This window comes from uncultured Campylobacter sp. (assembly GCF_905373215.1).
Lineage (GTDB): Bacteria > Campylobacterota > Campylobacteria > Campylobacterales > Campylobacteraceae > Campylobacter_B.
On the sequence record NZ_CAJPRT010000005.1, the window covers coordinates 17,037 to 39,791 of the forward strand.

General features: G+C 47.9%; 23 protein-coding genes. 17 read left to right on the top strand and 6 right to left on the bottom strand.

All coding sequences use genetic code 11. The annotated features are described in order from the left end of the window. Nucleotides 1-47: 47 nt before the first annotated feature. Both QZ176_RS03625 and QZ176_RS03630 read right to left on the bottom strand, forming a co-directional pair. Nucleotides 48-1,391 carry a sodium-dependent transporter gene (locus QZ176_RS03625; protein ID WP_295151321.1) on the bottom strand — a complete coding sequence of 448 codons (1,344 nt, stop codon included), beginning with the start codon at nucleotides 1,389-1,391 and terminating at the stop codon, nucleotides 48-50. 313 nt (nucleotides 1,392-1,704) lie between these two features. Continuing rightward, nucleotides 1,705-3,054 carry a sodium-dependent transporter gene (locus QZ176_RS03630; RefSeq protein WP_295151322.1) on the bottom strand — a complete coding sequence of 450 codons (1,350 nt, stop codon included), beginning with the start codon at nucleotides 3,052-3,054 and terminating at the stop codon, nucleotides 1,705-1,707. A gap of 121 nt (nucleotides 3,055-3,175) precedes the next feature. Between QZ176_RS03630 and QZ176_RS03635 the strand changes: the two genes are divergently transcribed. The 9 genes from QZ176_RS03635 to QZ176_RS03675 all read left to right on the top strand — a co-directional run bounded on the left by QZ176_RS03635 (nucleotide 3,176) and on the right by QZ176_RS03675 (nucleotide 10,689). Further along, nucleotides 3,176-3,802 (top strand): nitroreductase family protein, encoded by a 627-nt coding sequence (locus QZ176_RS03635; RefSeq protein ID WP_295151323.1) that lies wholly within the window; start codon nucleotides 3,176-3,178, stop codon nucleotides 3,800-3,802. Nucleotides 3,803-3,928: 126 nt separating this feature from the next. Next, complete coding sequence (thyX, locus tag QZ176_RS03640) at nucleotides 3,929-4,564, top strand: FAD-dependent thymidylate synthase (RefSeq protein ID WP_295151324.1); 636 nt, start codon at nucleotides 3,929-3,931, stop codon at nucleotides 4,562-4,564. Between the two features lie 35 nt (nucleotides 4,565-4,599). Beyond that, nucleotides 4,600-5,346, top strand: a complete 747-nt coding sequence (locus tag QZ176_RS03645; RefSeq protein WP_295151325.1) for a hypothetical protein — start codon at nucleotides 4,600-4,602, stop codon at nucleotides 5,344-5,346. Between the two features lie 224 nt (nucleotides 5,347-5,570). After that, complete coding sequence (locus tag QZ176_RS03650; protein WP_295151326.1) at nucleotides 5,571-6,167, top strand: DJ-1/PfpI family protein; 597 nt, start codon at nucleotides 5,571-5,573, stop codon at nucleotides 6,165-6,167. 79 nt (nucleotides 6,168-6,246) lie between these two features. Continuing rightward, nucleotides 6,247-6,858: a hypothetical protein gene (locus QZ176_RS03655; protein WP_295151327.1), complete on the top strand. Its 612-nt coding sequence runs from the start codon at nucleotides 6,247-6,249 to the stop codon at nucleotides 6,856-6,858. 86 nt (nucleotides 6,859-6,944) lie between these two features. Then, entirely contained in the window at nucleotides 6,945-7,640 is a 696-nt protein-coding gene (gene ung, locus QZ176_RS03660) for a uracil-DNA glycosylase (protein ID WP_295151328.1), read from the top strand. Nucleotides 7,641-7,811: 171 nt separating this feature from the next. Beyond that, nucleotides 7,812-8,618 carry a transporter substrate-binding domain-containing protein gene (locus tag QZ176_RS03665; protein WP_295151329.1) on the top strand — a complete coding sequence of 269 codons (807 nt, stop codon included), beginning with the start codon at nucleotides 7,812-7,814 and terminating at the stop codon, nucleotides 8,616-8,618. 439 nt (nucleotides 8,619-9,057) lie between these two features. Next, the gene (locus QZ176_RS03670) at nucleotides 9,058-9,864 is read left to right on the top strand and encodes a transporter substrate-binding domain-containing protein (protein ID WP_005873331.1); all 807 of its coding nucleotides are present in this window, start codon (nucleotides 9,058-9,060) and stop codon (nucleotides 9,862-9,864) included. Nucleotides 9,865-9,882: 18 nt separating this feature from the next. Then, nucleotides 9,883-10,689 (top strand): transporter substrate-binding domain-containing protein, encoded by an 807-nt coding sequence (locus QZ176_RS03675; protein ID WP_295151330.1) that lies wholly within the window; start codon nucleotides 9,883-9,885, stop codon nucleotides 10,687-10,689. Between the two features lie 233 nt (nucleotides 10,690-10,922). Here QZ176_RS03675 and QZ176_RS03680 read toward each other — a convergent pair whose 3' ends face one another. Beyond that, a complete protein-coding gene (locus tag QZ176_RS03680; RefSeq protein ID WP_295151331.1) occupies nucleotides 10,923-11,666 on the bottom strand; it encodes a hypothetical protein in 744 nt (247 codons plus the stop codon). Nucleotides 11,667-12,086: 420 nt separating this feature from the next. After that, nucleotides 12,087-13,436 (bottom strand): DNA repair protein RadA, encoded by a 1,350-nt coding sequence (gene radA, locus QZ176_RS03685; RefSeq protein WP_295151332.1) that lies wholly within the window; start codon nucleotides 13,434-13,436, stop codon nucleotides 12,087-12,089. 211 nt (nucleotides 13,437-13,647) lie between these two features. Here radA and brnQ point away from each other — a divergent pair, with 211 nt between their 5' ends. From brnQ to QZ176_RS03705, 4 genes are all read left to right on the top strand, one after another. Then, entirely contained in the window at nucleotides 13,648-14,979 is a 1,332-nt protein-coding gene (gene brnQ, locus QZ176_RS03690) for a branched-chain amino acid transport system II carrier protein (RefSeq protein WP_295151333.1), read from the top strand. A gap of 194 nt (nucleotides 14,980-15,173) precedes the next feature. Beyond that, nucleotides 15,174-16,040 (top strand): hypothetical protein, encoded by an 867-nt coding sequence (locus QZ176_RS03695; RefSeq protein WP_295151334.1) that lies wholly within the window; start codon nucleotides 15,174-15,176, stop codon nucleotides 16,038-16,040. Continuing rightward, nucleotides 15,985-16,794: a hypothetical protein gene (locus tag QZ176_RS03700; RefSeq protein ID WP_295151335.1), complete on the top strand. Its 810-nt coding sequence runs from the start codon at nucleotides 15,985-15,987 to the stop codon at nucleotides 16,792-16,794. Before QZ176_RS03695 ends, QZ176_RS03700 begins: the two co-directional genes overlap by 56 nt. Nucleotides 16,795-16,818: 24 nt before the next feature. Continuing rightward, the gene (locus QZ176_RS03705) at nucleotides 16,819-17,271 is read left to right on the top strand and encodes a hypothetical protein (RefSeq protein ID WP_295151336.1); all 453 of its coding nucleotides are present in this window, start codon (nucleotides 16,819-16,821) and stop codon (nucleotides 17,269-17,271) included. Between the two features lie 219 nt (nucleotides 17,272-17,490). Here QZ176_RS03705 and ftsY read toward each other — a convergent pair whose 3' ends face one another. Then, nucleotides 17,491-18,354, bottom strand: coding sequence for a signal recognition particle-docking protein FtsY (ftsY, locus tag QZ176_RS03710; RefSeq protein ID WP_295151337.1), 864 nt, complete (start codon nucleotides 18,352-18,354; stop codon nucleotides 17,491-17,493). Then, entirely contained in the window at nucleotides 18,354-18,935 is a 582-nt protein-coding gene (locus QZ176_RS03715; RefSeq protein ID WP_295151338.1) for a TlpA disulfide reductase family protein, read from the bottom strand. Before QZ176_RS03715 ends, ftsY begins: the two co-directional genes overlap by 1 nt. 80 nt (nucleotides 18,936-19,015) lie before the next feature. Between QZ176_RS03715 and QZ176_RS03720 the strand changes: the two genes are divergently transcribed. From QZ176_RS03720 to QZ176_RS03735, 4 genes are all read left to right on the top strand, one after another. Further along, nucleotides 19,016-19,633 (top strand): 5-formyltetrahydrofolate cyclo-ligase, encoded by a 618-nt coding sequence (locus QZ176_RS03720; RefSeq protein ID WP_295151339.1) that lies wholly within the window; start codon nucleotides 19,016-19,018, stop codon nucleotides 19,631-19,633. Beyond that, nucleotides 19,566-21,119 carry a ribonuclease Y gene (gene rny / locus QZ176_RS03725; protein WP_295151340.1) on the top strand — a complete coding sequence of 518 codons (1,554 nt, stop codon included), beginning with the start codon at nucleotides 19,566-19,568 and terminating at the stop codon, nucleotides 21,117-21,119. The genes QZ176_RS03720 and rny overlap by 68 nt, the downstream gene beginning before the upstream one ends. A 10-nt stretch (nucleotides 21,120-21,129) precedes the next feature. Further along, a complete protein-coding gene (locus QZ176_RS03730) occupies nucleotides 21,130-21,711 on the top strand; it encodes a lipid-binding SYLF domain-containing protein (protein ID WP_295151341.1) in 582 nt (193 codons plus the stop codon). Nucleotides 21,712-22,190: 479 nt separating this feature from the next. Next, complete coding sequence (locus QZ176_RS03735) at nucleotides 22,191-22,754, top strand: DedA family protein (protein ID WP_295151342.1); 564 nt, start codon at nucleotides 22,191-22,193, stop codon at nucleotides 22,752-22,754. Nucleotide 22,755: the final 1 nt, after the last annotated feature.

The following is a 22,755-nucleotide window of genomic DNA, read 5'->3' on the forward strand; positions in this document are numbered from 1 at the left end:
GGGTTAAATTTAAACCCATGCCGCTTTAAATTTAACCGAATCGCTTCCTACTTTCCGCCGAAAAACAGCAGATTTGCCATTATGATCACGATCGCGACGGGCGCTACGAAGCGCAGCGAAAAGTACCAAATTTTAAATCCAAGCTCGCCCATGTCGGCGCCAAAAAGCCCGCGCAGGCGCTGCGCATCCATCACAAAGCCCACGAAGATCGCCGAGGTTAGCGCGCCTAGGGGCAACATGACGTTTGAGCTTACGAAGTCCAGGCAGTCAAAAAAGCTTGCGCCGAAAAGCCTAAACCTGCTCGCATAATCCGCGTGCATCGATAGTAGCGAGCATGCGCCTAGCACCGCTATGACGCACCCCGAGATGCAGACTGCGCGCAGGCGCGAAATTTTAAATCTGCCGATGAGATAGAAGACGAAGGGCTCTATCATCGAAACTGCGCTCGTGATTCCCGCGAAAAAGAGCGAGACGAAAAACGCGACTTCAAGCACCTGCCCCGCTAGCCCCATTTTTGCAAACATCGTAGTGAGCGATACGAAGACCAGCCCCGCACCCTGCGCGGGATCGGCATGGAATTCGAAGATGAAGGTAAAGACGATTAGCCCCATCATCAGCCCGATCGCGATATTGATAAATACGATGTTTACCGAGCTTCGCACGAGCCGCACCCCTTCGCTAAGCGACGCCGCGTATGCCGCGATACAGCCGACGCCCACGCACAGGGTAAAGAGAGCGAGCCCGAGCGCGGATAGGACGGAGCTAACGGTGATTTTGCCGAAATCGGGGTAGAAAAGAAATTTCGCCGCCGCGCCGAAGCCCTGCATCGTGCACGCATACGCAAGCATCGCGAGCAGCAGCACGAAAAGAAGCGGCATCATCACGACGTTTAGCCGCTCGATACCGCTTTTGATGCCGCGCGCGACGACGGAGAGCGTCAGCACGAGCGCAAGCGCGTAAAAGCCGAGGCTCGTGGCTAGCGAATGCGAGATGAGATCGTCAAAGACGGCGCCCGCTTCCTCGGCGGTTGCGGGCAGCGGGGAAAAGCCCAAAAATATATAGCGGATCACCCAGCCGAGGATGACGAGGTAAAACGACAGCACCAGCATGCCGCCCGCGATGAAAACGCCTCCCGCGCGCCATTTGCGTCCGCCGCGCGGCGCTAGCGTCTCGTACGCGCTCGGTAGATCCCTCCCGCTCAGCCTGCCTAGCGCCATCTCGGCTAAGAATATGCTAAAGCCCACTCCCAACGTGAGCGCGAGGTATAAAAGCACAAAGGCGCTGCCGCCGTTTTGACCCACGAGGGTGGGGAATTTCCATGCGTTGCCAAGCCCCACCGCCCCACCTGCGACGGCAAGTATGAAGCCGATTTTGCTAAATTTATCGTTCATTTTCGCTCCGATGATTTTTAAATTTTAAAGCCGCGAAATTTTAAAATTCCGTAGCGCAATCAGACACGGCTGCGCTACGGCGTCTTTGCCGCGGTCTTGCGCAGGTTGCCGCGCAGGTTAGCGCGGTCACGCCGAAGGCTGATTGCGGTCGCCGCATGCTCCTATCTAGACGTAAAATTCCAAGCGCGATTTTTGACAGCCGCCATGGCCGCTCACGGATCGCCGCAAGTTTGCTATGAAATTTTGCCCGTCGCTTTTGGACTGCTTTAGCGCCAAATTTTAACTTCCATGCTATCCATCCGCTTTGCAAATTTTAAAAATTTAAAATTTTTAGCTGATTGAGCGCGATCACTACGATCGCGACTGGCGCCACGAAGCGCAGCAGCACGAAATACCACAGCTTAAAGCCCATTCGTCCCATATATGGGCGCAGTAGAATTTCGACGGCTCGTTTTTTGATCACGAAGCCGACGAAAATCGCCACAATTATGCCGCTAAGAGGCATTAAGATATTTGAGGTTAGGTAATCAAGCACGTCAAAAAAGCTCTTGCCACCTAGGCTAAAGTATTCGCTCGTGCCTCTGTAATAACCCGAAATGCAGCATATCCCTAAAACATACGTCACGGCAAAAACTAAAAGTGAAGCGCGCTTTCGGCTTAGCTTGCGGGAGTTTACGAGATAATAAATCGCAGGCTCCAGCATCGAAATTGCAGAAGTAATCGCCGCGAATAACAGCGAGGTAAAAAATAAAAAGGCTAGGATGTTTCCGATCGCACCAAGCTTTGAAAAAAGCACCACCAGCGAGACAAACACTAGTCCCGGACCTTGCGCTTTGGGATCGCCACCGAATTCAAAGATGAAAGTAAAGACGATAAGCCCCATCATCACGCCGATTAGGACATTAATGCAGACGATATTTATGCTTGAGGTTAGGATATTAGTGCGCGCAGGCAGGCTTGCAGCATAGGTCATAATCGTAGTAACGCCAAGTGAGAGTGTAAAAAACGCAAGTCCTAGCGCCGAAAGAACGCTATCCTTATTAAGCTTGGAAAAATCAGGTACTAGCAAGAATTTCGCGCTACGTCCGAATCCATCGAAACTCGCGGCGTACATTAGCATTAAAACCAGCAAAATAAATAGAGCGGGCATCATCCAGACATTAAGCCGCTCGATGCCGCTTTTAACGCCCTTAGATACGATGAAAAAGCAAAACGCCGACGCTACGGTGAAGCACACCGCCACGCTTGAAAAATCGCTGCCTAAAAGTGCATTAAACGCTGCGCCGCTTTCATCTATGCTTTTTGGCAGATACAAAGCGCTTGAGACCACGTATTTTAGGATCCAGCCCATTACGACGCTGTAAAAAGCATAGATCAAAAGCGCACTAATCATAAAAAATCCCGCGTATTTCCATACGCCTTTGTATGAGGGTGCGAGCTTTTCAAATGCGCGCACCGGATCACTTTCGCTTAGCCTGCCGATGACGATCTCGGCTAAAAAAATCACGAAGCTAACCAAAAGCGTCAGCAAAAGATATAGCAAGATAAATGCGCTGCCGCCGTTGGTGCCTACTAAAGTGGGGAATTTCCACGCATTACCGAGCCCCACGGCGCTGCCTGCGACTGCGAGGATGAAGCCGATTTTGCTAAATTTATCATTCATATTATGCCTTGTGGCGGAATTTAAAAGGGCAATATTAGCAAAATCTAGCTTAACTCGCCAAGCTAACCGGGTGGAATTTAGGCAAACCCGCTATAATGCCGCGAATTTTAAAGGAGATAAAATGAAATCGATAAAAGAAGTGATGCTCTCTCGCCACAGCTGCCGTAAATTTTGCAGCGACAAGCTAAATAGCGAGCTCGTGCGCGAGATACTTGATCTTGCGCACTTAAGTCCCAGCTCATGCGGATTGGAGCCGTGGAGGATGATGATAATCTCGGATCCTTGTGAGCTAAAAGAGCTTTCTGTAGCCTGCAACAGCCAGCCACAAGTAGCCGAGTGCTCGCACGCCGTGATTTTAATCGCGCGTAACGATCTGCGCGTGGGCGAAGCGTATTTAGAGCGCACCGTCCGCCGCCGCGCAAATACTCCGCAAAAATATGAAGCTGCGATGAATTATTTCCGCGCGAAATTTGCGGGCTTAGACGACGAAGCGCTGATGAACTACGCGACCAAGCAGCTTTATATCTTAGTGGCAAATATCGCTAATATCGCCGAGGGCTTTGACGTGCGCTCGTGTATAATGACTGGTTTTGACGCCGCAGCTTTGGAAAAATTCTGCGCTTTAGAGGCGAAATTTCGTCCTGCGATCATCGTGGCTTTGGGGCGTGGTGAGCCTAGCAAATATTCACACACACGCTACAAGCTGAATGAAATTTTAATCTCTCGCGGCGGCAGCGAAAAAAGATAAAATGAAGCATTTCTGCTCGCAAAGCTTAGGCGCAAGCTTCGTTTATTAAAAGCATCGTTTTGCGAAATTTTATCGGTTTAAAAGTGCGATAGCGTTAAAATGCGCTTAAAATTTCAAAGGATAATCATGCAAGTCAAACTCCTAAATTTCACTCCGCTTTGGGTCTGCTCAAATGCGATCCGCACCTGCTGGCAGAGCTTTGAGCGCGGCGATTGCGGCGGCGCCAAAGACCTAGCGCTCATTGACCGCGTCGGCAACCAGCTCAAGCACTCAAGCACGCTCGAACACCTCTACTACAACTTCTACATCAGCGGCATCTCGCGCGCGCTGCTTCAGGAGCTGGCGCGCCACCGCCTAGCAAGCCTTAGCGTAAAATCCACGCGCTACACTCTCAAAGAATTGCGCGGCGAGGGTAGTTTCGCGCAAGGGGATTTCGAAAACGCCGCGCGATACATCGTGCTTACCGGCAACGAAACGGTCGATAATGCAAGTATCGCGGCTCTTGAAAATCTACGCGTAATCTTACAAAGCCCAATCAGCCTTGATATTGCCAAATACTGCCTGCCCGAGTGCTACAAGAGTGAGCTTAGCTGGAGCATAAACGCGCGTAGCTTGCAAAACTTCCTCGCTCTGCGTTCTAGTAAGGCGGCACTTTGGGAGATCCGCGAGCTTGCCGGTAAAATTTACGAAGCGCTGCCGCAGGAGCATAAATTTATATTCCAAAGCTGCATGGCGGGCGAGAAGACGCAGGACGAAGAGTAGCGAGCGGGATAAAATTTAGATACAAAAGGGCTGCGATGATAAAACTTACGCAGATGAGAGCGGCTTTTGAAAAAGAGGAGCCGAACGCGCTTTATCTTAGCTACTTAGGATGGGTAAAAACCCTGATTCCGTTTTGGAGGCAGGCCGTTGCGAGGATCGCGGAGCTAAGCGGCGCGGCGGATGAAAAAAGAGACAAGCATTTGCGAGCTATCGATAGCTCTTTGCAGCTGATGCAAGCTTGGCGATTTAAAAAGATAAAATACGTGCAAGCAAGAAGAAAAGAGATCGATAGCGCCATAAGTTTTATTCGAAACGGTGCCTTAACGCAGCAGGCATGCAGATACGCCTTTGCGCCCGTTTGCAGAAATTTAGCGAGCATTTTGCGCAGCTTTTTATACGTTTCGACTTTTGGCTATTCGGACGAGCAGCTTCCGACCGTATTCGCTCAAAAAATTTACGGCATTGCGCTGTGTCATACTCTCTTTCCCTTTGATACGGGCGATTTTGTGTATTATCTGCCGCGCGAAAAATCCATCCACACCGAAGACCCCGCCGATTTGGATAACTGGCATTTGATGATGGAGATAGCGGGCGGCGATTTAGGGATTTCTGCGTTGATTGAGCGGCTAAACGAACGCGCGTATGAAATTTGGACGAATTACAAAACGCCGTTTGAATGGAAATACGACGAGGGGATTTGGAATTTAGAATTTGAGAATGCTTCAAAAAGGCTGCACTATGCGGGCTTGCGGGCTTTTGCAAGTCTGAATAAAGCGGAATAAAAGGCACGCAAAATTTAAACCGCTTCTGAAATTTCATTCGCGGGCGGTAAAATTCTGTAAGTTTTTAATGCGTGTAAAATTTAAAATTTATTTGAGCGGGTTTTTTTTGGGTAGCCTGTGGTATAAATTTTAGCTGCCGCGTATTTTACGACTTGCGGCGCCGAGAATTGCAGCAGCGGCAAACCGAAAGCTCATAGGCGAGCGATAAATTTAAAGGACGGATCATGAAAAATCTAGCGCTTGTGATGTTTAGCGGACAGACGCACCTCGATTTCGTGGGATTTTACGATTGTATGCTAAGGCTCAAAGCCGTCCGTCCGCAGCTTGAGATGAGGTTTTGCTCGCGCGAGCAGCAGGTTTCGGACAGCGGCGGCCTTACGATCGATGGGGGCGAGATCACGACGGATCTAGGCGGCTTTGATGCGGTTTTTGTGCCCGGCGGTATGGCGACGCGCCGCCTGAGGGACGATGCGGGCTTCATCTCGTGGCTCGCGACCGCCCGCGATGCGAAGTATAAGTTTAGCGTTTGCACCGGTTCGCTGCTTCTGGGCGCGGCGGGGTTTTTGCGCGGAAAGCGCGCTACCACGCACCCGTTTTGCTACGATCTGCTGGCGCCTTACTGCGCGGATGTGGTGCACGAGCGACTCGTACGCGAAAGCCTGCCAGAAGGAGGCGAGATCATCACCGCAGGCGGCGTGAGCAGCTCTATCGAGCTTGGTCTTTGCGTGATCGAGAAATTCGCAGGCGCCTCTGCGCGAGAGGCTGCCGCTGCGGCGATGGATTATCCGTATTACGGCCTTAGAGGCAAGCCCGCGCGATGAAATTTTAAAGCCGCTAAGGTCGGCGGTGCGGTTTATAAATACCGCAGTAAATTTTAAAATAGAGAGGAGGTAAATCTTAATGCAAGCAGTAAAGATATTAAAAATATTGTGGAAAGTCATCAAGATCGTCATACTCGCAGCATTGATATTACCGTTTGCGGCATTGATATTGTTTGTTTTGTTTATAGCCTTTCTATTTTCACCCCTTAATACGGATTTTTCATATATAGAAAATAAAAATCTGGCTAAATTTGAAGCCTTGACAAATACGAAGGGAGAAACTTTGCTTATCTATCGCAAAAAAAGTCCTCCTTTATCGTGTAGTGAAAAAATACAGACTTGTATCTGTTACGCGCATTTTATAAAGGCGGATAAGCCTTTTATTTTGACGCAACAAAAAATGTTGCAAGAGGGCTACGAGTTTGTTTCCGAGTCCGATTGCATAGCTGAAACTACAAATTTGCATGAATTTAAACTATCGTGGGCGATGCCGTCTTATCATTATGCCGGCAGTCGGGAGTATTTGATATATGGTTCGATCAAAAATTTAAATATAACGGCAATAGTGAACGATAAAAGGCGAATATGGCACAAAAAAGAGCATGAATGGGGACAACCGAGCGATTATGATCACGAGGTTATTTTTTATCCGGAACTTAATATAGTTCAAATAAATAAAATGGGGTATTAATGGACGCATCTGTAATTGGTCGCGACGCTATTTTTAAAATTTATTGTAAAATTATGGCGTTAATTCGTTAAATTTAAAGGATTGGTATGCAGATAAACTTAGACGACGTGAGGATCGAGAGCGGCTGGAAAGAGGCGCTTAGGGAGGAATTTTTAAGCGAGTATTTTGCGAAGATCAAAGAAAATCTGCTCGCCGCAAAGGCGCGCGAGATCGTATATCCGCCGGGAAATTTGATCTTCAATGCCTTCAATCTCACTCCGTTTGAGCGGGTGCGCGCGGTAATTTTGGGGCAGGATCCCTACCACGGCGCGCATCAGGCGATGGGGCTTAGCTTTTCGGTGCCGCGCGGCGTGCGAATCCCGCCCAGCCTCGTAAATATCTACAAAGAGATTAAAAGCGATCTGGGTATCAGCGAGCCTGCTAGCGGCGATCTGAGCTACTGGGCGAAGCAGGGCGTGCTACTACTTAATGCGAGCCTTAGCGTGGGTGCGAACCGCGCGAACTCGCACAGCGGCTTTGGGTGGCAAATTTTTACCGACGCCGTGATTAAAATTTTAAGCGCTAGGCGGCAAAGCTTAGTCTTTATGCTGTGGGGAAATTTTGCCAAAGCAAAATCGGCGCTGATCGATGCGCAGAGGCATCTCATTTTAACCGCCGCGCATCCTAGCCCGCTTGCAGGAGGGGCGTTTTTCGGCTGCAGGCATTTTAGCAGATGCAACGAATATCTGCGCGCGCACGGTCTGGGAGAGATCGATTGGGATCTAAATCACGGCGCAGATTAAATGTATTTTAAATGAAATTTGCGTAAAATGCGCCGCAAAATTTCAAAGTAAAGAAATTTTAAAAAATGTCGAAAGGAGAAGTGAGCGAATAATATACGACCGGCTTAAGACGGCTTGCCGAAGCGACGCGAATGCGCGGCTAGGCTAATCATTGCAAATTAAAGGAACGATATGAAAAAGATAATTTTGGGAATTTTCTTGCTATTTACAAGTAGTGTAGTGGCAAATACCCTATCAGAGATCAGGCAATCGGGCAGTGTGCGTGTAGGCGTATTTGAGGCGCAACCCCCTTTTAGTAAATTCGAAGACGGCAAATTTCAAGGATTTGAGGTTACTCTAGCCGAGGCGCTATCAAAAGATATATTTGGCGGCAAGGCAGGCAAGGTGGAATTCGTGCCCGTAAAGGCTAGCGAGCGTTTAAAAGTGTTGGAAGAAAATAAAGTAGATATGGTGCTTGCGACCTTTACGATCACAAATGAGCGTAAGCAGCTAGTTGATTTTACGACGCCGTATTTCGCAGTAAATATCGGCGTGCTAACCCGCAAGGGAGATAAGATCAAAACTATGTCTGATTTACACGGTAAGCCGATCATCGCAGAAACCGGAACTACGGGCGAAGCGTATTTTAGAAAAGAGGGTTTTGAAATTGTAAATTGCGCTACCGCAAACGAATGCTATAAAATGCTAAAGGACGGTAAAGGCATCGGATATGCGACAGACAATCTGATAGTTTTAGCTTATGCCGTAATCGACAGCGACACCGAGGTAAATATCAAGAATTTAGGCGTTTCGGATTTCTTAGGCATTGCGGTTTCTAAGGGCAATAAGGATCTGCTTGAGTTCTTAAACGGCGAGCTAGTCAAGCTAAGCAAGAACGGCTTTATGAAAAAGACCTATGACGAGACGATTGAGCCGTATTACAAGGGCACTGCGGAGAAAAAATATTTCTTGCTGGATGATCTTTATAGCCTATTTTAGGTGGTCGTAGCGGTACAGCTCGCCTGAATTTGCTTGCAGTAAGCATAGCTGTGTGCTCTCGCCAGGTAAAATTTAAAAGGCTCGCATAGCCTTGCTATTTTGCCAGACTTTGCTAGCTTGGTTTAGATTGTAAATTTTACTAACGCACCGTTGCAGAATTTATAAAATTCCATAGAATTTCGCAGCGGCGTGCTATTTTTGCGCGGCGCTAATAGACGCACAGAATTTATAGCGAAGCGCTAAAATTTAATGAGAGCAGGCGGAGCTTGGCGCAAGGCAGCAAAATTTAAAAAGCCTCTATCATTATGCTTAGAAATTTTAGTTGCGAAATTTTATCGCTAAGCTCGCAATTTAGGGAATAATTTCAGTTTTGGTAAAATGAAATTTTAAGAAAATTTACATTACAATTACGAAAAATTTAAAATTCAAGGAGGAAATTATGAAAAAGTCATTTTTTCTTATTCTATTGTCGGCGATCTTTGTTTTTGCGAATTCCTTAAGCGAAATAAAGCAAAGCAAGGTTATCAGAGTGGGCGTTTATGAAAATGAGCCGCCTTTTAGTAAGTCGAGCGAGAAAGGATTTGAGGGATTTGAGGTCGAGCTTGCCAATGCGCTAGCCGGTAAAATTTTCGGCAACAGCGGCGGTCGTATCGAGCTTATACCGGTAACGAACGAAGTGCGCTTTCCGATGCTGCAAAACAATCAGGCCGATATGATAATCGCAGCCGCAAGTATCACTGAAGAGCGTAAAGGCAGCGTGGATTTTTCGATGCCGTATTTTACGGTGAATTTGGGAATTTTAACGAAAAAAGACTCAAATATTCACAAAATAGGCGATCTGATGGGCAAAAAGATCGGCATCATCCGCAAGACTACCGGCGAAGCGTATATCAAAAAAGACGGCGGTTATAATGTTTCTTATTGCAACGATTCGGTCGATTGCTATAGGAGATTAAAAAGTGGCGAGATCGACGGGTATTGCAACAACAACCTTTTTGTAATGGTCTATCCGATCGTAGATCCTGCGGTCGAGGTCAATATAAAAAATTTAGGCGATAATGTATTCTTAGGCGTCGCGGTGCAAAAGGGTAACGCGGAGCTGCTAGAAGCGATCAATAAAGGCTTGATCGCACTTAGCAAAGAGGGCTTTTTCAAAAAGGCCTATGAGGATACTTTCGAATCCTTCTATAAAGGCACCGTCGATAAAAAATACTTCTTGCTTGACGATCTTTACAGCTTTTTTTAATAAAAAAAGGAATTTGAAATGAAAAAATCACTGTTTTTAATTCTTCTATCTTGTATCTTTGCGCTTGCGAATTCTTTAAGTCAAATAAAGCAGAGTAAAGTCATTCGTATCGCTGTTTATGAAAATGAGCCTCCATTTAGTAGAGTTACGGATAACGGCTTTGAGGGCTTTGACGTAGAGCTTGCTAATGCAATCGGAGGCAAAATTTTAGGCGATACCGGCGGCAGGATCGAGCTCATACCGGTATCGGCGCAAGCGCGCTTTCCGTCCATTCAAAATAATCAGGCGGATATGCTTATCGCGGCTGCGAGCGTTACTGAGGAGAGAAAGAAAAATTATGAGTTTTCGATGCCCTATCTTTCGGTAAATTCCGGAGTTTTAACCAAAAAAAGCGACAATATCCAAAAAATGAGCGATCTACGAGGTAAAAAAGTAGGCGTCATCCGCGGCTCGACGGGCGAAGCGTTTATGCAAAAGGATGGCGGCTACAATCTAGTGTATTGCAAAAATTCCTCCGATTGCTACAAGCGGCTAAAAAGTGGCGAGATCGACGGTGCGTGCGACGATAATCTATTTGTGATGGTCTATCCGGTCGCAGATCCTAGCGTCGAGGTTAATATCAAAAGTCTTGGCGAGAATGTATTTTTGGGTATCGCGATGCAAAAGGGCAACGCAGATCTCGCAGAAGCCGTCAATCAAGCGCTCATCTCGCTTAGTAAAGAGGGCTTTTTCAAAAAGGCGTATAATGATACCTTCGAGCCTTTCTATAAAGGCACCGTCGATAAAAAATACTTCCTTTTAGACGACATATACAGCTTCTTTTAGAATTTTAAATTTGATGTGGGTTAGGATTTTAAGCTTTGCGGCTTTAAATCCTAACCCGCGCATAAGCGGTGCGTCATTAAAATTCCATCTCAAAATTTTGTCCTAAAATTTCATTTCAAATTTTATTAGTCCCACTGCCGCGCCTAAGCCCAGCGTGCACACGGCAGTCGTAATCTTTAGTATTTGCGAGTATTTACGGCGCGCAAAGCTAGATCGAGCTAGGCTTTAAAATTTTACTTCGAGCCCTTGGAATTTTCCAAATCCCGCATGCTCTCCTGCTGAGCCTGCACGAACGCCCCGTATCTCGTAAAAAGATAATCCTTGATCTCAAAAATCATCAATGTAAAAATCGAAGGCAGCGTAAAAAATCTAATCGTCATAAATACCAGATCAAGCGCATTTAGTTCGTCGCTGCCCGCGCGATACCCTCCCGCGCCCGCGGTTAAAATCCCATGCAGTGCCTCGTAGTTATAAAGGATGAAAATCGTCACGAAAAGCGTCGAGAGCTTCGATACGATCTTATTCATGATCTGCGCCACATCCTCATCTGCGATCACCGACATCGCAAACCACACGAGGGTGAAAAACAGCGGAAAGACGATGTTGAAATTTAGCGAGTTATCAAGCTTCTGTGCGCCCGTCACCGCGATGATCGCAAACACCGCCGCAAAGGGGATCACAAATAGCGCGAAGGTCATCGCCGATTTTATCGCCTTAAAAAAGCTATATGTAAGCAGAGGTGCGCCCAAAGCGAGCAAAAAGAGTGTCAGCGCGTAGTTTGCTTTGGCAAAACCATATAAATTAAACAGCGCAAATGCCGATGCTACGGCAAGTAGCGGCACGCTTAGCCTAAACAGCACCCCGTATTTGGCGTAAGCACGCGATACGACGGCATCTAGCCTGCTAAATTTGACGTTTAAGCTTTGCGCTCTGATGAAAAACAAAATGACGAATTTTACGATTACGTTTGGGCTCATACACACCTTTCCGTTTAAATTTATGAAATTTTATCCACTCTAAATTTGCGAAATTTTATCCGCGGAGCCTGTCCGTAGAATTTCACCGGCAAAATTTTCAGATAAAATTTTCCGCGTTAAAATTCGCTCTGCGCTAGCCTGCATAGGAATTTTATCTATGCCGTTCGCACGGGGCTTTCGTGCTATTCATACGACGGGATTTGAAATTTTTACTCACGCAATCCATGTTTAAAATTTCCGCTGCGTTTAAGACTTGCGCGGCAATAAAATTTCCGCAATGTAAATCGCAGTGCTAAAATTTACGGCCTCTGCGCCGCGCAGCTCGCAGTAAAATTCTCCATGCGAATAGGGCTTGCTGCTCAAAGTCTATTTCCGCTTGCTCGCGCCGCCCGCCAAGCTGAAGCCAAGAAGCGCGCCGTCTCACATCCAATCTAAAATTTGCGTGATCTCGGTGGCGTGAAAAATTTTAAGTCCCTGCGCATTTTGCGGCTTCATCGGGACGATCGCGTTTTTAAATTTCTGCATCGCGGCCTCCTTCAGGCGCGCATCGAGGTTGAAGATCTCTCTGATCTCGCCGTTTAGGCTCACCTCGCCGATGAAGACGCTCTCTTTACTGATCGGGCGGTTTTTGAAGCTACTTACGATCGCCGCGACGACGGCGAGATCGCACGCCGTTTCGGTGATCTTGACGCCGCCGCTTACGTTTACGAAGACGTCGTATCCGCCAAGCCCGATCTCAAGCTTGCGATCAAGTAGCGCTAGAAGCATATCGAGGCGGTTTTTATCAAAGCCCGTAGCGCTGCGCTTCGGGTAGCCGCTCTCGCACACGAGCGCTTGGATCTCCACGACGAGCGCGCGCGTGCCCTCCATCGTGATCGTGATCGCCGAGCCGCTTACCGCCTTGCCGCGCGTAAAAAATTTACTCGCGACGTCCTTGGCGCTTACGAGCCCGTGCGGCCCCATCTCGAAAATCCCCACCTCGCTCGTAGCCCCGAAGCGGTTTTTAAAACCGCGCAAAATTCTAAGCTGCTTGCTCGCATCGCCCTCGAAATACAGCACCACATCCACCATATGCTCTAATATGCGCGGGCCCGCGATCGAGCCCTCTTTGGTGATGTGGCCGATGATGAAGATCGAAATCCCGCGCGCTTTGGCAAGTCGCATCAGCTCGAAAGTGATCTCGCGCACCTGTGTGATCGAGCCCGGCGCAGAGGAGGCTTTGTCGCTAAAAAGCGTCTGGATGCTGTCGATGACGATAAACTTATAATCCCTGCGCTCCACCTCTTCAAGCACGGCGCTTAGATCTATCTCGGTGAGCAAAAACAGCTGCTCGCTTATCGCGCCCAGCCGCTGCGCACGCATTTTAATCTGGCTAGCGCTCTCCTCGCCGCTTACGTAAAGCACGGCGCGGCCGCCGCTTGCTAAATTTGCCGCGATCTTAAGCAGTAGCGTGGATTTTCCGATGCCGGGGCTGCCACCGATTAGCACGAGCGAGCCCTCCACGACGCCGCCTCCGAGAACTAAATTTAGCTCGCTATCCTTAGTGTCGATGCGTGAAATTTGCTCGATCTGTATCTCGCTGATCGCTTTGGCGCTTGCGGACGAGGCGCGGGTAAGCTCGCCCTCGATCTCTTTTAGCGCTTTGATCTGAGCGGGCTTGAGCTCGACGAAGCTATCAAACGCGCCGCAGTCGGGGCATCTGCCGAGCCATCTGCTTTGCTGATTGCCGCAGTGCTGGCACTCAAAAATCGTAGTTTTAATCTTCGCCATCTTTATCCCTCGCTCATTTTCGCTTAAATTTAGCCTCAAGCTTTGCGAAATTATACTTAAAATTTTTAAAATTTTAGCCGCCTTGCGCGCTGTTTGCGGGATCAAAAATCACGAGAGGGAGGATTTGCGGCTAAATTTGAGCTAAATTTAAATATGTTTTAAACATTTATAACTATAATACAAATTTCACTTTATTTAAAGAAGGTTTAAGATGAAGGGCAAGCTTAGTAGAAGCCAGTTTTTGACGATATCGCTTACGCTATTTGCGATGTTTTTCGGTGCGGGAAATTTTATTTTTCCGCCGGGTCTCGGTAGGGAATCCGGGCAGAATTTTTATATCGCGATAATGTTTTTTTGCGCTACGGCGGTGCTTCTGCCGGTGCTTGGCGTCGCAGCCATCGCGCGCGCAAAGGGACTTCAGAGCCTGGTACGCCGCATAGATCCGGTGTTTGCGATCGTTTTTACCGCGCTTTTATATCTTACGATCGGGCCGCTTTTTGCGATACCGCGTGCGGCAAATATGCCTTTTGATATCGCGATTAAGCCTTTTATTGCGGAAGATCGCCTTCAAATTTGGCTATTTGTTTATTCTGCGGCATATTTTGCGCTGAACTATTACATCTGTATGAACCCTTCAAAGCTCGTCGATCTGCTAGGAAAATACCTTACGCCGATACTTTTAGCGCTTATTTTGCTACTTTTCGGCGCGGGATTTTTGTTTCCTGTCGGAAGCTTCGTCGCCCCTAGCGGCGAGTACGTTGATCACGCCGCGGCAAAGGGCTTCGTAGAGGGCTATCAGACGATGGATGCGCTTGCGTCGCTGGCATTTGGAATCATCGTAATTAATGCCATTAAAGCAACCGGCGTGAGCGACGAGAAGCACCTCGTCACCTCTACCATAAAAGCAGGAATGATGTCGGGCGTCATACTGATGACGATATATTTCATGCTGGGCTATCTGGGCGCGACCTCCGCGGAGCTTTTCAAGGATGCGCCGAATATAAACGGAGCAGAGCTTCTGTCGCGAGTAAGCGATCATTACTTTGGAAGAGTTGGCGTCGTGATCCTAGGCAGCGCGTTTTTCCTAGCGTGCATCACCACGACTCTGGGTCTTATAAGCTCGGCTAGCGAATACTTTGAAGAGCTTACGAAAGGCAAGATCAAATATAAAACCTGGGCGATCGCTTGGTGCGTGATCGGCTTTGGAGTCGCAAATTTCGGCCTTACGACCATCATCAAAGGCTCCATCCCGGTCCTCGTCGCCATCTATCCGATCTCGATCATGCTGATAATCCTCTCGCTGATCAATCCGTGGATCGATTCAAGCAAGCTGATTTACCGCGCCTGCGTCTATGTCTGCGTAGTCGAGGGCGTCATAAACGGGCTTGATATTTTGGGGATTTCGGTGCCGCTTGTTACGTTTATCGTAAAGAAAATGCCGTTTTACGACTCGATGCTCGGCTGGATCGTGCCTAGCACAGTGACCTTCGCCGTGACCTACGTGCTGCATCTGATCTTTGAAAAAAGAGACGATAGCTTCTAAATTTAAGAACTATTTTAAAATTTAGCCGGGCTCTACGGGGCTCGGCATACTTCTAAATTTTAATTCGTCGCCGAATTTAATCTCCCATATTTTTCCATAGAATTTCGACATATAAAATAAGCCGTCTTCAAAAATTTAACTTAAATTTTACGCTAGAATTATCAAAATAAAATTTCAAAAGTAAGGATGGCAAGATGGGTAAGCGGGACGAGGCGCTAAGCTTGGCGCGAGATTTCGAACGCGACGGCTTTAGTATGCCTGATTTATACGAGCGGTTTTGGCGGCTGCAAGGCGACGAGACGGCGTATTTTACGCTAGCGGACAGCCTGCTGCGCGGGCGGAGGGACGGCCGCACGCTGCTAAAGGACGCTCTGGGCTATGTAGGCAAGGAGGATTTTAAAGCTCTGATCGCCACGGCGGTTGAAATTTTGCGCGAAGAAGCAGCAGGGTGGCGCAAAACCCAACAGGACGAAAGCGCGGCACAGATGGGAGAGAATGCACGCTCGGCGCGGGCGGACGAAAGCGCAGGCAAAAGTGTACGGCAACGCGGCAGAGATGAAAAGAGCTCGCGCTGGAAAAACGCCGAAGAGGTCATCATCATGGCAAGTCTCGAGTTCGCGCCGTTTTTGCACCCGTATCTGGGCGAGCTTTTTAAATTGCAGCCGAACGAGAGCGCGTATTACGCGGAGTATCCGTGGCGCGGGCTTAGTTGCGAGAGCTCGCAAATCTGGCGCGAGAGGCTTGCGGATCCGCATACGAGCAAAGACGATAAGCGAAAAATTTTTAGCTGCCTGCTGCAAACCCGCGATCCGCGAAACGTGAAATTTGCCTGCGAGTTCGCGCTTGCGGAGGATTTTTTCGACCGTCCGTGCGACCTGCTAGAGTATATCGGCTACTGGCTGGAGGCCGTGGGATTTACTTTTGAGCGGGTTAAATTTGACGCAGACGGCGAAGCTCAAGCGGCAGCGGATGAAATTTTAAAAACGGATGCAAACGAATGCAGCGGTGCCAAGCAAGCTCAAGCGAGCGAAAATCTTAAAAGCGGGCGCAGTCGAATATGACTCTAAATTTAACTCAAACGAAGCCAACTCCGATAAATCACAAAAAGCGCCGAACGATGAAATTTGCTTTGGCGGCGAGAAATTCAGGCTCAAAAGATACTGCGGCCAGCGCGTGTATCACATAATCTTTCCGCGCGGCTATTTCGGCGCGCCCTATGCGCCGCATCTGGCGAAACACCATCCGACCTGGCGGTTTGAGGGCGGCGAGGCAGGATATAAGCTCGGCGGGGTTTTGGATGAGGTGAACGGCGATGCGCAAAATCCGCTATTTCATCTTATCACGCTTGATCCGCCGCCCCGCGACTTGCCAGTGCGATCGCTACCCCGCCTAAACCTCGCTGCGCACGTCAGAGAGGTAAACGAAGGCGAGATAGTCTTTTACGAGCACGACGCGCAGGGTATGCCGCGACGTATCGGCGAAAGGACGCAGGTGGAATACGCATTTGACGAACCGATAAAGGAGTGCGAAGTAGTACTTGCGCCCACGCCGGCGCGCTGGACGGCTCAGGACTGGGGGATGTCAAACAGCAGGCAAAACCTCGCGCGCATCGGCGGCGAGCCATCATGGATACAGGGCGCCTTGATGCCGACGTGTCCGATATGCGGCGAAAAGATGGAGTTTTTGATGCAGCTTGACAGCGAGCTTCCAAGCTGCGAGCAAGGCGGCGAGGTGATGTTCGGCAGCGGCGGGATTTTGTACGTGTTTTGGTGCGAGCGGACGCGGGTGAGCGGGTTTTTCATACAGTGTACGTGAATAAAATTTAAGAAAGACGCGCAAATGGACGGACAGATGATCACGGCAAAAATAAAAAGAAGGGGCAATATCTGGTATTTTGACGATTATTTTAAGTCGCTTCGCAAGAATGAAAACGAAATAGCAAAGCCTATCAGGCGGTTTGTCTTGGATCCAAAAAGGTATCTGTTTAATACGAAAGAGACCCTTCACGACGCCGTTTTGACTGAATTTAAATTCGCCATTTTAAAAAACGAAGATAGATTAACGATGAAATTTTTATCGCCCTACCAAGATAGAAATTTTAAATTTATTTTCAAAAACGTCCTAGCCGTCCGCTTCAAAACGGACGACAAGAGCTTTAAAAATAACGATCTGATAGTTCATCAATTTTCGTTAAAGCCTAGAGGCCTTTGCGAGTATGATTTTATCTTTGTGAGCGGGCAGAGGATAACCGTGAAATTTAAGCGGCTTGAGATCATTGAAGAATTCTTGTAAGCACGCCGCGTTGCAGGCGGAGGGATTTTATGTTTTTTGATGCGAGCGGACGCGGTGAGCGCGTTTTTTATGCAGTGCACGTGAGCTAAAATTTTGTAAAATTCTAAGTAAAATTTGTTCTAAGATAATCGAGCGGCAAAATTTGACGAGCATTTCGGCGCGTAAATTTAAACTTCTTTGGCGAGAATATGAATATAAATTTACGCAGACACGCAGAGTTTAAGCGTAAATCCCATCTACCAGCGTCTCTACGAACTGATCCGAGTTAAATTCCGCCAAATCCTCCATCCGTTCGCCAACGCCGACGAAAAGTATCGGCAGCCGCAGCTCGCGCGCTATGACGAAAAGTGCGCCGCCCTTAGGCGTGCCGTCGAGCTTCGTGATGATGATGCCATCGAGCCTTACGATCTCGTTGAATGCCCTAGCTTGCGCGACGCTGTGATTGCCCTGAGTGGCGTCTAGAACGATGATCTTTCGGTGCGGTGCGCCGCTTTTTGCGCGGTCGCAGATGCGCACAATCTTCTCTAACTCCGCGGCTAAATTTTTCTGATTTTGCAGGCGTCCGGCGGTGTCGATCAGGACGCGATCGATGTTTTTGGCACTAGCTGAGCTAACGGTGTCAAACGCCACAGCAGCGGGATCGTGCCCTTGCGCGGTCGCTACGATCGGTAGATTTAGGATCTGCGCCCATTTTTTTAATTGCTCGACTGCGCCCGCGCGAAAGGTATCGCATGCGCCTAAAATCACGCTCTGGCTGCTATTTTTATATAAATTTGCAAGCTTTGCGGTTGTTGTAGTTTTGCCCGCGCCGTTTACGCCTAAAATCAGCTCAACGAAGGGTTTTCCACCCGCAGGACGGGCGATCTCGTAATCGAAATAGCTCTTCAAAACGCTCTTGAGATCATCTTTTGCGACCAGCTTTTTTGCGGGCAGTTTTTCTAAAATTTCCTCCACGAGCTCGTAGCCTACGTCGGCTTCAAGCAGCATCTCTTCTAAAATTTCTTTTGAAATTTTATCCTCGCCCTTTGCACCTCGCATCGCGTCTATGGTCTTGCTAAGCCCTTTTTTAAAAAATTCGAACATCAGAAAATTTTCTCCAATTCGGTCATTAAAATTTCTTCCGGCATCAGCCCGAAATACTGCGCGCTAAACTCGCCTTTTTCATCGTATATCGCCATATACGGCACTTCGTTTATGCCACCTAGCGCCTTTGTAAAAAAGTCCGTCCCTTCGCCGTAAGCGATCGCGTAATTTACTTCGTGTGCGCTTGCGTAATTTTTTGCATCGTCTAAATTCGCATCACCGATCATTACGCCGATTATGTCAAGCTTGCCAGAGTAAGCTTGCTTTGCGGCATTTAGCGCGCTTACTTGCACGGCGCAGGCGTCGCACCACGGCGTAAAAAACGCAAATAGCGTCACGGTGGAGTTATTATCGATTTGAAAACCCTGCTTTGTCTTTTGCATATTTAAAATTTTGCCGTTACTTAGCTGAAGTGTAAAAGGAGCGGTATAATCGACCTGGATCACGGCTTCAGTTTCGGACTGCGGCTGCGTGGCGTTGGCCTCGGTCGGGGTATCGCTTGATTTTTTATCCTCATCATCGCCGCAACCCGCAAGAAATAAAACAGCCGTAAAAAGTGCTAGAAAAAAACGAAATTTCATAATAAACCTTAAAATTTAATCGCAAGATTATACAAAAACTAGCTAAAATAAGCGTTAAAATTTTATAAAAGGCTTAAGCTATGCAAAAGAATGAATTTAGAGCAATTTGCAAATCGCGTTTAAAATCTCACGCCGTGCGCGCGGCTAGATGCGAGCATTACGCACTTTTATGGCGGCTAGAGCGGCTTATAAAATTTTTAAAAGCACGTAAAATTTTAATATTTTTGCCGATGAGCTACGAGCCGAACGTTTTGATTTTAAGAAAAAAGCTATCAAAAAGCTGTGAATTTTACGCTCCGTTTATGGTGGATATTAGCTTAAAAATGGTAAGATTGCGCCAGCCTTTTAAAATTTCACGCTTTGGATTGCGCCAGACGCTTCCGCAAAACGGGTATTTTAAAAAGGTTGATCTAGCCGTGGTTCCAGCTATCGGAGTGGATGGTGCAATGGCTAGAATAGGACATGGGAAAGGATTTTACGATATGTTTTTTTCAGGTCTGAAGCTTAAGCCCGCAATCGCGTTCGTGAGTATAAAAGACTGCTTTTGCAGCGAAATTTTATCGCTTGATCACGACGTAAAGGGCGATTTTTACATAACTCCGAGCCAAAATTACCTAAAAAGAGGAAAGTATGATAGAGATTTTAATCGCCTTGTGCGCTCTTGCGGTGGGCGCTGGCATAGGATACTTAGTAGCTAGAAAAATCAATAACGCCAATTACGATTTTTTCGTAGAACAAGCTAAAGCTAAAGCCAAAGCTATAGAATTTGAAGCCGAGGGCATCTTGCGAAATTCTAAAATTTCGGTGCAGGAAGCTGAGTTTGAAGCGAAGAAAAAATACGAAGATAAGGCAAGCAAACTGCAGAAGGAATTTAACGTTAAATTTGACGAGCTCGGCAAAAAGGAGCACGCGCTTCTAACCGAGCAAGAGATTTTAAAAGACAGCAAAAAAGAGCTCGAAAGTGCCAAAAAAGAGGCGAAATTCCTCTATGAAGAGGGCTCAAATTTAAAGAAAAGCTATGAAGAGAAGCTAGCTGAAGCGCTTAAGGTTTTGGAGCGCGTGGCAGGCTTTACGCAGGATGAGGCACGCGCGCAGGTGCTTAAAAAGGTCGAGGAGCAAAGCCGCACTGACATCGCTCACATCGTGCGAAAATATGAAGAGGAAGCTAAAAAAGAGGCGCGAAAAAAGGCGAATTATATTTTGGCGCAGGCTACGTCGCGCTTTGCGGGCGAGTTTGCGGCAGAGCGACTTATCAACGTCGTAAATATCAAAAATGACGAGCTTAAAGGCCGCATCATCGGTAAGGAGGGGCGCAACATAAAGGCGCTTGAGATGACCTTGGGCGTGGACGTCATCATCGACGATACCCCGAATGCGATCATCGTAAGCTCGCACAATCTCTACCGCCGCGCCATCGCCGTTCGCGTCATCGAAACGCTTATCGAGGACGGCAGAATTCAGCCTGCGCGCATCGAGGACATCTATAAGAAAATAAGCGATGAATTTGAAGCCAGCATCGCCGAAGAGGGCGAAAATATCGTAATGGATCTAGGCCTTAGCAAAATTCACCCGGAAATTTTAAAACTCATCGGCAAGCTTAAATTTCGCGCCAGCTACGGGCAGAACGCCCTTGCGCACAGCCTTGAGGTCGCGCATCTTGCGGGTATTATCGCCGCAGAAACGGGCGGAGATCAAAAGCTAGCCAAGCGGGCGGGTCTGCTTCACGACATCGGCAAGGCGCTAACTCACGAATACGAGGGCTCGCACGTGGATCTTGGCGCCGAAGTGTGCCGCCGTTACAAAGAGCATCCGGTAGTGATAAACGCGATCTATGCCCACCACGGCCACGAGGAGGCCACCAGCGTAGAAAGCGCCGCAGTCTGTGCCGCAGACGCGCTAAGTGCCGCGCGTCCGGGTGCTAGACGAGAGGTGCTAGAAAGCTATCTAAAACGCGTTAGCGACATCGAAGCGATCGCGATGAGTAAAACCGGCGTCAAGCAAGCCTACGCGATCAACGCAGGTCGTGAAATCCGCGTCATCGCAAACGCTAAGCTTATGAACGACGATGAGGCGGTTTTGGTCGCTAAAGAGATCGCTTCGGAGATCCAAGATAAGGTTCAATTCCCGGGCGAGATCAAGGTTAACGTCATACGCGAGCTTCGCGCGGTCGAGATAGCCAAATAAGGAGTGTGAAATGAAAAAATTTATAATCGCTTTATTTTTGCTTTTTAGCTCGGCATTTGCCGATGATGAGCTTATCATCAACAGCGCGAGCGCCTATTCGTCGGTGATGCGCACGAACGCGCAGTATAAATACCTAGCGCAGCAAGCCCGCGCGATAGTGATATTTCCGAGCGTCAAGAAGCTAGGCTTCATCATAGGCGGAATGTATGGCGAGGGGATCATTATCTATAATAACGACGGCGCGCATAGCGTAAGCGGCGCTGAGATCAGCAGCGCCAGCGTAGGACTTCAGATCGGCTATGAGGATAATTATCTGGTTATTTTCGTAATGCATGACGATGTAATCCAAAAAATGCGAAATTCCCAAATCACGCTTTCGGGCGACGCTACGGCAGTTGCAGGTAACTACAGCGCCGATTCTGGCTCGTTAGACGTGCTAAATCAAGATATGTATGTCTTTACGAACAAAGGCGGGCTGTTTGCGGGAGTGAGCCTGGGTGGTTCGGTGCTTGAGACTAAAAATGACCGTGCTTTTGATCCAAATACTGAGGGCTATGCGCTTTTGATGCGAGTAATCGGCGCAGATGAGTAAAATTTAGCTAAAGATGCTAAGGCGCATAGCTTAGCAAAAAATTTTGCTTTATGGGCGTTTTATTAGCGGCTTGGAATTTTGCTCGCGTAATTTCCGCAGAATAATGGACTTAGGCGCGTAATTTTATTGCAATTCGCGGGGTAGGAGACATTTGAAGATATCGCGTAAATCCTGCGTAATTCGCAAGTTACTTCGAATTCTAAAGAAGTCGAAATTTTGTAATTAAATTTAGAATTGCAAAATTTTACCGCTAAATTTTGCGGTGATTTTACTTGATGTCTAGAAATTTTATTTTAAAATTTCGCTTAATATTTTGCGGCGAAATTTTGTATTTCGCGGCAGCTGCGCGGAATTTTAATTTAATGTCGCAGTAAAATCAAGTAGCGTCGTGGGACGTTGGAGTGAAGTTTTCGCGCCGAATTTTAAAGCTGCTTTAGTCAAAATTTATAGAATTTTATACGATCTAATGAAAGGATTCGATGGAATCGATGTTTGCAAACCTCCATACGTGGGGGTATTTGATACTGTTTTTGTATTCGCTGGGCGGAGGATTTTTGGCGCTTGCGGCGGCGGGCGTGCTAAGCTCGGCCGGCGAGCTCAATATCGTCTTATGCATCGTAATCGCCTGCATATCGAACTTCATAGGCGATTCGGGGCTGTTTTTAGTAAGCCGCTACAATAAAAAAGAGATCATGCCATATCTGCGCAAACAGCGCCGTAACCTCGCTCTGGCGCAGATTTTATTTCGTAAATACGGCGACCGCATAATTTTAATCAAAAAATTTATCTACGGCCTCAAAACCCTCGTACCGATCGCGATCGGCATTACAAAATATTCGTTTTTAAAATTTAGCCTCATCAATGCCGTAAGCTCGCTCATTTGGGCGCTTGTGGTGGGGCTACTGAGCTACTACGCGGGTGATTTCGTGCGCGGGCTCTATGCGCATGTCAAGGACGCGCCGTGGATCGCTCCGCTGGCTCTAGGCGCGATAGTAGCGGCGATCGTGCTCTATTTTCGCTTCGCGACCCGCAAAAGAGGCTAGC